The sequence below is a fragment of the Nocardia sp. NPDC004260 genome (assembly GCF_053603155.1).
The window spans coordinates 25,463-35,167 of the sequence record NZ_JBSGEZ010000070.1; the positions used below are offsets into that span (position 1 = coordinate 25,463).

Genomic DNA, 9,705 nt, shown 5'->3' on the forward strand with positions numbered 1-9,705 from the left:
GGGAACGACACCAAAGTTGACCAGCCCAGCTCTGGCACAAGCTACAGCCGAACTGCGGGAATGCCCGATCGCTTCCGGCCATTCGGCGAATTACTTTGGATAATTCTCATCGAAAATCGGATTTGTTTCCGGAGACCAACGCGACGCCTCCTTACTATCACCGAGGCACGAACGGCCACGCGATTTTCACAATTGAGATAGCGAATCGCTATTAGGCTCGTAAGATACATTTGATCACAGTTGTATGAAATAGGATTGAAGCCCCGAGCAGTGGGGACAACCCCGTAGTGGTGACGCGCCCGAGACCGATTACTGACACGATGGGTGCGACAGATTGATATCGTGCGGGCTTCCGACGTCTGGAGGGACATGTTCAGCAAACTCGCCAAGGTGGCCAACGCCGCCTTCGCCGTCGCCCTGGGCGCGGCGCTGCTCGGCACGGGCACAGGGGCCGCTAACGCCGACCCGGGCCCGCCGGTGTTGGGCGGTGGATCCGGCATCATCATCGACAACCAGTTCGAGTGCACGGTCACGACGGTCGGCCACGACAACGCGGGCCGTCTGGTCGGCCTGACCGCAGGTCACTGCGGCGACCCTGGCGCACAGGTCTACGCCGAATCCGATCGGGGCTCCGGCGTGATCGGCCGGTTCGCCTACTCCAACCATGATCTCGACTACGCCGTCATCCAGTTCGATCCGGGCAAGATCACTCCGGTGAACCGGGTCGGCAACGTCACCATCACCGGAATCGGTGCGCCTGCCAGCTTCCCGCAGATCGTCTGCAAGGAAGGGCGCACGACCGGCAACACCTGTGGTCTCGCCTGGGGTGACGTCTTCCGGACGAACGTCGAGACCTGGAGCCAGATGTGCGTGGTCGAAGGCGACTCCGGTGCGCCGGTCGTCGTCGGTACGACGCTGGTCGGCATGGTTAACGCTTACCTGGCCATCGCCTGCTTCGGTCCTGAGGTCGGGACCAACATGAGCGCGATCATGGCCGACATCAACGGACGCGGCGGTGTCGGGGCGGGTTACATCCCGATCTGATCGCCGGCGAATCCCGACGAGCGGCCCGAACGCGAGCGACGCGTTCGGGCCGCTCATTTTTCGCTCGGCGCCACCGCCGGACCCGCGACCGCGCACTGCGGCATGCAGTCGACGCTGTCCAGCGTGGGTGCGTGCCGCACGGGACGCAGCAAGACGGCGGCGAGCACCGCGCCGGTCACCAACAGCCCGGCGCACAGCCACATCGCGGTGGCGAAGCCCTGGTCGAAGGCGGCCGGATCGCCGAGCGCACCCGAAATGCCGGCGAGTCCGGGCAGCGCCGCCACCGCGAGCAGTTGCGCGGTGCGCGCCACGGCGTTGTTCACGCCCGAGGCGATGCCCGCCTCGCTCGCGGGCACCGCGCCGAGCACCGCACCGGTGAGCGGCGCGACCAGCGCGGCGAGCCCCAGCCCGAAGACGAGAACACCGGGCAGTACATCGGTGAGATATGTGGTGTCGGGCCCGATGCGCCGCAACAGCACCAGGCCCGCCGCCGCCAGCAGCGGTCCCGTGGTCATCGGGATGCGCGGTCCGTGCCGCTGCGCCCAGCGCCCGGCGGGAGCCGACAGGGCCAGCATGATCAACGTGATCGGCACGGTCGCGACGCCGGACATCAGCGGCGAGTACCCGGCCACCAGTTGCAGTTCCAGCACCAACAGGAAGAACACGCCACCTAGGGCTGCGTAGACCGCGAGCGTCACGAGGTTCGCCGCGGTGAACACCCGCGAGCCGAACAGCGACGGCGGCACCAGCGGGTGGTCGCTGCGCAGTTCGATCACGACGAACGCCAGTAGCAGCACGACGCCTGCCACGACGAGGACGGGCATCTTGTCGATCAGTCCGAGGGTCAGCGCACCGAGCGCCAGCGCCACCACCAGTGCGCCGGGCACGTCGAGTTCGGGGGCGGCGTCGGGATCGCGGCTCTCCGGCACATGCCGCAACGCGACCAGCACGACCACGAGGGTCAGCGGAACGTTGAGGAAGAAGATGGAGCGCCAGCCCGCGATGTCGATGAGCCAGCCGCCGAGGAACGGGCCGAGCGCGCCCGCCACACCGCCGAAGCCGGACCACAGGCCGATCGCCGCGCCTTGATCTCGGCGATCGATGGACGAGGAGATCAGAGCCAGGCTGCCCGGTGTGAGCATCGCACCCGCGACGCCCTGCAGGATCCGGGCCGCGACCAGCAGCTCGATGGTCGTCGCGACGCCGCACAGCACCGAGGCGACCGCGAAAGCCACGGTGCCCCAGACGAACACCCGGCGGCGGCCGAGCTTGTCGCCGAGCGACCCGCCGAGCAGGATGAACGAGGCGAGGGTCAGGGTGTAGCCGTTCAACGTCCATTGCAGCCCGGCGACATCCGTGTCCAGTGATTCCCCGATACGCGGCAGCGCGATGTTGACGACCGTCGCGTCGAGCGAGGCGACCGACGATCCGAGGATGGTGGCCAGCAGGATCCAACGACCGGTGCCCGACCGCAGCCGCGGTAGCTCGGTGGTGCTCACCTACCCCAACCTAGTGGCAGGCAGGCGTTGGGAAGTCGGGGTCAGAGTTCCTGGACGCAGATGACGAAACGGCGCTTGTCGTAGACGTACCCGGTGCCGCTGCCGCAGACGTTCACGTCATCGGCGCTGTCCACGCGCTTGACCACCTTCACGCCCTTCACCGGGGAGGAACCGGTGCAGTCGATGCGCTTGGGGTCGTCACCGCCGACGTCCATGCAGCCGCCGACCACCCAGTCGATGTCCAGGCACAGCGCGCCTTGCTCGATGCCATTGACGGTCTCGGCGTAGTAGTTGTCGGCGTCGCTGCTGCACTGCGAGCTCTTCGCCGCCTTCGCGATCACCTTGTAGTTCGACTCGCGGCTGCCGCACGACGCCTTCTCGATGGTGGCGTTGGTGGTGGTGCCGCCGAGCTTCACGCAGTCGCCGATGCTCGCGTCGAAATCGGTGTTTCCGCCCGGCTTGCTCGGCGTCGGCTTGCTGGTGCTCGGCGTCGGCCTGCCCGAGGACGGCTTCGGCGTGTTGGTCACCGACACCGCGTCGATCGTCCCGTCCACGGCAGGCTGGGCGGTACCGCTGATCGTGGAAGTGCAGCCGACCAGCGACAATCCGGCCGCGACGGCCAATCCGGCGAAAGCGAGACGACCCCAGGTCAGTTGACGAGACACGTACAGTCCTCCCGAGCTGTAACGCCGGCGAACTCACGCCCCCGTGATCCGAAGTTGCCATGCTGCGCTTGAAATACCACGCCATGAATACACCATCGACCGAGCGCACGTCGAGCCGGAACCGGAAACGAACCGCCGCCAACAGCTCTGGGTATGGTGGGTTTTCTGGTGTGAGAGGAGTCCCCGGTGAAGCTGATCAGCGCAATCGTGTGTTCGACCGCCGCGATCGGAGGCTCCCTCTTCGTTCCGGGTATGGCTGCCGCCACCGATGTGCACTGCCGATCCGAGCACGGAACCGATGTCACCCTCATCGATGGGGAGACGGCCTGCCGCGCGGCGACCGATAGCTACGGCCAGGCCCGTGCCACCGGGATCGACGGTGTGGGCTACGCCAACGCGACCTCGGGCGCGACGGCCATCGGGGTCGGCGCGGCGGGAGGCGTCGGTGCGAGCGAGGGCGCGGGCGGGGTCCCCGTCGCGAACAGACGGTCGTCTGTCTGGGCGCGGCGGCCTTCGCGTGGAATGCCGACAGCGGCGACGCGTGCCTCGCCACGCCTTTTGGGCTCTGGCGCACCCATGGAACGGGTTACCCTGGTTGACCAGCCCGGCTAACGGCGGTCAGGAGGTGACCCCATGGTTTCGGCAATGGCGGCGGACGACTTCGAACCCGCCGATTCGGCCAGCGGAATGCTGTCGGCGCCGCATGAAATGCTGGTCGATCCGCGTTTCATCCGGCTGGCAGATCAGTTCTTCGGCCTGTTCGCTCAGCCTGCGCGCGGTGGCGGGGCGCTCGCGGTCTACCTCGACGGCAAGCCGGTGGTCGATATCTGGGCCGGCTGGGCGGACAAGGAGCGGCGCTGGAACGGCGATACGGTCGCGCTGACCTTCTCCACCGGCAAGGGCGTGGCGTCGACGGTCGTCCACCGCCTGGCCGAACGGGGTCTGATCGACTACGACATTCCGATGGCCGAGTACTGGCCGGAGTTCGCCGCGCACGGTAAGGACGACATCACCGTCCGAGACGTGCTCTGCCACCGCGCCGGCTTGCATCGGGTGCGCGGCCTGGTTCCCGGCCGCGAAGGCATCCTGCACTACGACGCCGTGGTCCGCGCACTGGCCGAGAGTCCGGCGGACCCCCGGCGCATCCGCACCTCCGGCTATCACGCGATCACCTTCGGCTGGCTGGTCGCCGAACTCGTGCAGCGGGCGACGGGCACACCGTTCACCGAGGTGTTGCGCACCGAAATCGCCGAGCCGCTCGGCATGGACGAGTACTGGTTCCGCGTCCCGGAATCCGAACGGCACCGGATCGCCAAGATCTACCGCCACCTCGGACCGCCGGGAATCCGCTGGAACACCGCCTCCTCCGTACTGTCCTGGGTGCGACCGGTGCGCGGCCTCGCCGAGGCGGGCATGCCGGAAAGCTTCGACGAACTGGTCCATGACCCCCGGGTGCACGACTCGGTGATGCCGGGCTGGAATGGCGTGTTCTCCGCGCGCGCACTGGCGCGTATGTACGGCGCGTTGGCCAACGGCGGCGTGGTCTACGCGGGAAATGCGGACCGGAAGCCGCCCGGTGTCGGCGCCGAGCAGACCGTGCGGTTCCTGGATCCGCGGACGATCGAGACGATCGGGCAGGTGCAGCCCACCCAGAGCCGTGACTACGTACTCGGTGTGCCGATTCATTTCACACTCGGTTACCACCGCCCGGTCCTGATGTCCAAGCAGCAGCCGAGGCACGCGTTCGGCCACTACGGCGTCGGCGGGTCCGGCGCGTACGCCGATCCGGATCTCCGCATGTCGATCGCGTTCGTGACCAACGGGCTCGGCAGCATGGTGACCGCGCTCGGCGACGCCAGGCTCGCGCGGCTGGCGGCGACGGCGCAGGGCACGGTGCGCAAGCACAAGCAGGCCGCGGGCTAACGTCGAACCGCTCCGGTCGCGGCCTCGTGTTTCTCGGTATGGACGACGTGAGCACACTACGAACCGAAGCGGGTGCCTGCCGGGCGGGACCGCGTGTGCCGCGCGCGACCGTACTGCACGCCCTGGCCGCGGGCAGCGATTTCGAGCGGTACTTCCGCTGGCGCAGGGCGCGGGAAGGCGACCCGTTCTACGTTCGATTTCCCGGCTTCGGCGCGGTGCTGTTCACCGGGACGGCCGCCGGCGCCCGCGAGTTGTTCCGCTCGCCGGTGATGTTCTCCGAGCCGCCGCGTCCGAATCCGATCGAACCGATGGTCGGCGCCGCGTCGCTGATCCTGGCTTCGGGCGAGCGCCATCGCCGCGACCGCGCCCTGCTCACCCCCGCCTTTCACAGTGCCCGGATACGGGAGTACGGCGCGTTGATCCAGGAAGCCACCGTACGGGAGCTGGCCGGAGAGAGCGGTCAGAAGTGGGCGGCGGGTGCGCGTATCGACGCGCGGGCGGCGGCGCGAGCCCTCACGCTCCGCGTGATCACGACGGTGGTGTTCGGTGCACACGACCCGCGGCGGCAAGCGGAGTACACCGCCGCGGTGACGGACTTCATCACTGCGTTCTCCGGGCCGTTGCTGCTGTTGCCCACGCTGCGCCGCGGACTGCACGGGCACGGGCCGTGGGACCGGTTCCGCGCCGCGCGCGAGCGACTGGATCGGTTGATCCGAGCCGACATCGCACACCGGCGTCAGCACCCCGACACACCATCCGCCGACGTGCTCGACATGTTGCTGTCCGCTTACCCGGACGACGCCGATCATGAGTTGTGCGAGCAGATACGCACCTTGCTGGTTGCCGGGCACGAGACCACCGCGACCTCCCTGGTCTGGGCACTGTTCCGGCTGCACCGCGCACCGGAGCCACTGGCCCGCCTGCGGCGTGAGCTCGACGACGCTGGTCGGGAGGCCGGTCCGGCGGAGCTGGCCGCACTGCCCTACCTCGACGCCGTCTGCCAGGAGACCCTGCGGATGCACCCGCCGGTACCGATCGTCCTGCGCCGGCTGACCGAACCGTTCGCGCTGCGCGGCGTCACGCTCGCCCCGGGCGAGACGATGGGGATAGCGGTGCCATTGCTGCACTCCGATCCCGAGGTATGGACCGACCCGGGGCGCTTCGACCCGTCCCGCTTCGTCGACCGCCGCTACCGGCCGTTCGAGTTCGCGCCGTTCGGCGGCGGCCATCGGCGCTGCATCGGCGCGACCCTCGCGGACTACGAGTTACGGATCGCGCTGGCCACCATCCTGGCGCGGGTAAGCCTGCGGCTCGCCCCGCGGTATGCGCGCGGAAGCGTCCCGCTCTCGGTGCCGCACAATATCGCGACCGGTCCGCATCGCCCGATTTTGTTCGACGTGGTCAGTGAGCTTCGTCACTAATAAGTTTGCTGTGAACCATCTTTCGTCAACTGATGGACTGCGCCCCAAGGTTGTCTGATCCGTCGTGACCGGCACATTTGCCCGCTTCGATACCCAATCCGAGCGTTTGTGACTCATGCCACAACAAGCACTGGTGCTGCATCAATCTGAAACGCGGGTGGATTCGACGCGCGTCCGGACGGTAGGAATGGACGACGGGTCGGGCCGTCGATACCAGTGCGGCACTCTTCTGGCTCCGCGCTGAAATGAAGAAATCTCGCTACGCGCGCGCTCGCGTGCGCGCGAGAGATGGAATGGACGAGAAACCTATGCATGCCGCTTTGCACACCGGGTCGTCGCCTGCTCCCCGCAAGGGAGCGCGGCTAGCCCGCCGGATGCGCGAGGGCGTCCTGCTGTCGGCCGCGATCGCGGCAGCCGGTGTTCTGCTCGTCGCGCCTGCTCAGGCCGAACCGCTTCCTCCGGGGCTCGGCACCGGCTCGGCCGCCGCTGCCACCGAGCCCGAGCCGCAGGCCAACTTCGCTCCGCCCTCGATCAACATCGCCGACGGCGAGGTCGTCGGCGTCGCGCAGCCGATCATCATCACCTTCAAGGAACCGGTAGCCGATCACGCCGCCGCCGAGAAGGCCATCAAGATCACCGCCTCGAAGTCCGCGCCGGGACACTTCTACTGGCGCGGCGACAAGCAGGTGCGCTGGCGGCCGGACGAGTTCTGGCCGGACAACACCGACGTGCAGGTGCAGGCGGGCGGCACCACCAGCTCGTTCCGCATCGGCGACGCCTTCGTGACCACCGCCGACGACGAGACGCACACCATCACCATCACCCGCAACGGCGAGGTGGTGAAAGAAATGCCCACCTCGATGGGCAAGCCCAAGCACGAGACGCCGAACGGCACCTACATCGTCGGCGAGCAGCTGCGCAAGATGACCATGGACTCGTCGACCTACGGCGTTCCGGTCACCGACCCCGAGGGCTACAAGCTCGAGGTCGAGTACGCGACCCGCATCTCCAACAGCGGCATCTTCGTGCACGCTGCGCCGTGGTCGGTCGCCCAGCAGGGCGTCTCCAACGCCAGCCACGGCTGCCTGAACGTCAGCACCGAGGACGCCAAGTGGTTCTTCGAGAACGCGCGCCGCGGCGACCCGGTGATCGTGCAGAACACCCAGGGCGGCACGCTCAGCGCGAGTGACGGCCTGGGGGACTGGAACTAAGTTGCGGTAACCCCGCAGCGGCGCGAAGCCGAACATTACGATCAATTGCTCGAAGTAGCCGATCGTAGTGTTCGGCTTTTGCTCTACTTGGCCCGTGCGCGAGAAGTTCAGCGCGACGGCGGGCGATCGTAACCGGCTGTTTGCTCCGGTCCGTAGAGTCACCGCCGTGCGTACCAGGCCGGAGCGAGTACTGCCGCAGCCACCGGGACGCGGTCTGCGCCACCGTCCTTGGCAGGACTACGCCCTGTTCCTGGTCTTGGTGCTGCCGAATCTCGCGCTCCTGGCGCTGTTCGTCTACCGGCCGCTGATCGACAACATCCGGCTGTCGCTGTTCGACTGGAACATCTCCGATCCGGTCGCCACATTCGTCGGTTTCGACAACTACCGCGAATGGTGGAGCAGGCCGGATTCCTGGGACATCGTCACCAACACCGTGGTGTTCACCCTCGCGGCGGTGGCGGGCAGCATGGTGCTCGGACTGGCGCTGGCGCTGCTGCTGGATCGCAAGCTGTTCGGCCGCAACGTGGTCCGCTCGGCGATCTTCGCGCCGTTCGTCATCTCCGGCGCCGCCATCGGCGTAGCTTTCCAGTTCATCTTCGATCCGAGCTTCGGCCTGATCCAGGACGCACTGCACCGGCTCGGCGTGCACGACGTGCCGGACTTCTACCAGAATCCGCGGTGGGCGCTGTTCATGGTGACGGTGACCTACATCTGGAAGAATCTCGGCTATACCTTCGTCATCTATCTGGCTGCGCTGCAAGGGATCCGGACCGATCTGATGGAAGCCGCGCAGATCGACGGCGCGAGCTCCTGGACGACGTTCACCAAGGTCTTGCTGCCGCAGTTGCGGCCGACCACTTTCTTCCTGTCCATCACGGTGCTGCTGAATTCGTTGCAGGTCTTCGACATCATCAACGTCATGACCCGCGGCGGCCCGCTCGGCACCGGCACGACGACCATGGTCTACCAGGTCTACCAGGAGTCATTTCGCAATTTCCGGGCCGGCTACGGCGCGACCGTGGCCACCGTCATGTTCCTGGTGCTGCTCGCGGTGACGCTGGTGCAGGTGCGGGTCATGGATCGGGGACAGCAGTGAAAGACGCGGGCGTGCGGACGCTTTCCTATCGGCGCAGGCAGCGGGCGGTGACTCTACTCGGCTACGCGGCGATGGCATGCGTGCTGATCATCGTCGGGGTCCCGCTGTTCTGGATCTTCATCACCTCGTTCAAGGCGAGGCCCGACATCTACGTGCAGCCCGCCGTGTACTGGCCGCACAGCTGGCACCCGGAGAACTACCGGGAGGCCACCACGACGCTGCCGTTCTGGACCTTCCTGCGCAATTCGCTGATCGTCACCGCCGTCGTCTCCGTGGTGAAGTTCGTGCTCGGCGTATTCAGCGCGTACGGCTTGGTGTTCCTGCGCTTTCCGGGCAAGACGGTGGTATTCCTGGTGATCATCGCGGCGCTGATGGTGCCCAACCAGATCACGGTGATCTCCAACTACGCGCTGATCGCTCAGCTCGGCTGGCGGAATACTTTTCAGGGCATCATCATTCCGCTCTGCGGCGTCGCCTTCGGCACCTTCCTCATGCGCAATCACTTTCTCTCGCTGCCCTCGGAAGTGATCGAGGCGGCGCGGATGGACGGCGCGAACTGGTGGCGGTTGCTCACCAGGGTGGTGCTGCCGATGTCCGGGCCGACCATGGTCGCCTTCGCGGTGGTGACGCTGGTCAACGAATGGAATGAATACCTCTGGCCCTTCCTGATGGCGGACGACACGACGGTCGCCACCTTGCCGGTCGGCCTGACCTTGTTGCAGAACACCGAGAACCCGAGCGTCACGAATTGGGGACCGGTCACTAGGGCACCATCCTTTGCGCGGATCTTGTTACGGGGTTCGTGGAAGGGACTCGGGGGGAGCCGGGGTGACGGCCTGGGTCGGT

The 9,705-nt window shown here is 67.0% G+C and carries 9 protein-coding genes; 7 read left to right on the forward strand and 2 right to left on the reverse strand.

The features are described 5' to 3' along the window. The first annotated feature begins 369 nt into the window (after positions 1-369). Positions 370-1,044 (forward strand): S1 family peptidase, encoded by a 675-nt coding sequence (locus tag ACWEO7_RS30545; protein ID WP_452428333.1) that lies wholly within the window; start codon positions 370-372, stop codon positions 1,042-1,044. 53 nt (positions 1,045-1,097) lie between these two features. Here ACWEO7_RS30545 and ACWEO7_RS30550 read toward each other — a convergent pair whose 3' ends face one another. Continuing rightward, entirely contained in the window at positions 1,098-2,543 is a 1,446-nt protein-coding gene (locus tag ACWEO7_RS30550) for an MFS transporter (protein ID WP_452428335.1), read from the reverse strand. Between the two features lie 41 nt (positions 2,544-2,584). Further along, positions 2,585-3,208 (reverse strand): LppU family putative lipoprotein, encoded by a 624-nt coding sequence (gene lppU, locus ACWEO7_RS30555; protein WP_452428337.1) that lies wholly within the window; start codon positions 3,206-3,208, stop codon positions 2,585-2,587. Positions 3,209-3,394: 186 nt separating this feature from the next. Between lppU and ACWEO7_RS30560 the strand changes: the two genes are divergently transcribed. From ACWEO7_RS30560 to ACWEO7_RS30585, 6 genes are all read left to right on the forward strand, one after another. Next, positions 3,395-3,820, forward strand: coding sequence for a DUF6764 family protein (locus tag ACWEO7_RS30560; protein ID WP_452428339.1), 426 nt, complete (start codon positions 3,395-3,397; stop codon positions 3,818-3,820). Between the two features lie 75 nt (positions 3,821-3,895). Continuing rightward, entirely contained in the window at positions 3,896-5,131 is a 1,236-nt protein-coding gene (locus tag ACWEO7_RS30565; protein ID WP_452428347.1) for a serine hydrolase domain-containing protein, read from the forward strand. Positions 5,132-5,178: 47 nt separating this feature from the next. Beyond that, positions 5,179-6,552: a cytochrome P450 gene (locus ACWEO7_RS30570; protein WP_452428341.1), complete on the forward strand. Its 1,374-nt coding sequence runs from the start codon at positions 5,179-5,181 to the stop codon at positions 6,550-6,552. 308 nt (positions 6,553-6,860) lie between these two features. Continuing rightward, the gene (locus ACWEO7_RS30575) at positions 6,861-7,763 is read left to right on the forward strand and encodes a L,D-transpeptidase (protein ID WP_452358262.1); all 903 of its coding nucleotides are present in this window, start codon (positions 6,861-6,863) and stop codon (positions 7,761-7,763) included. 166 nt (positions 7,764-7,929) lie between these two features. Then, a complete protein-coding gene (locus ACWEO7_RS30580) occupies positions 7,930-8,859 on the forward strand; it encodes a carbohydrate ABC transporter permease (RefSeq protein ID WP_452428343.1) in 930 nt (309 codons plus the stop codon). Positions 8,860-8,930: 71 nt separating this feature from the next. Further along, the coding region (locus ACWEO7_RS30585; protein ID WP_452428349.1) for a carbohydrate ABC transporter permease at positions 8,931-9,705 on the forward strand (775 nt) is incomplete at its 3' end.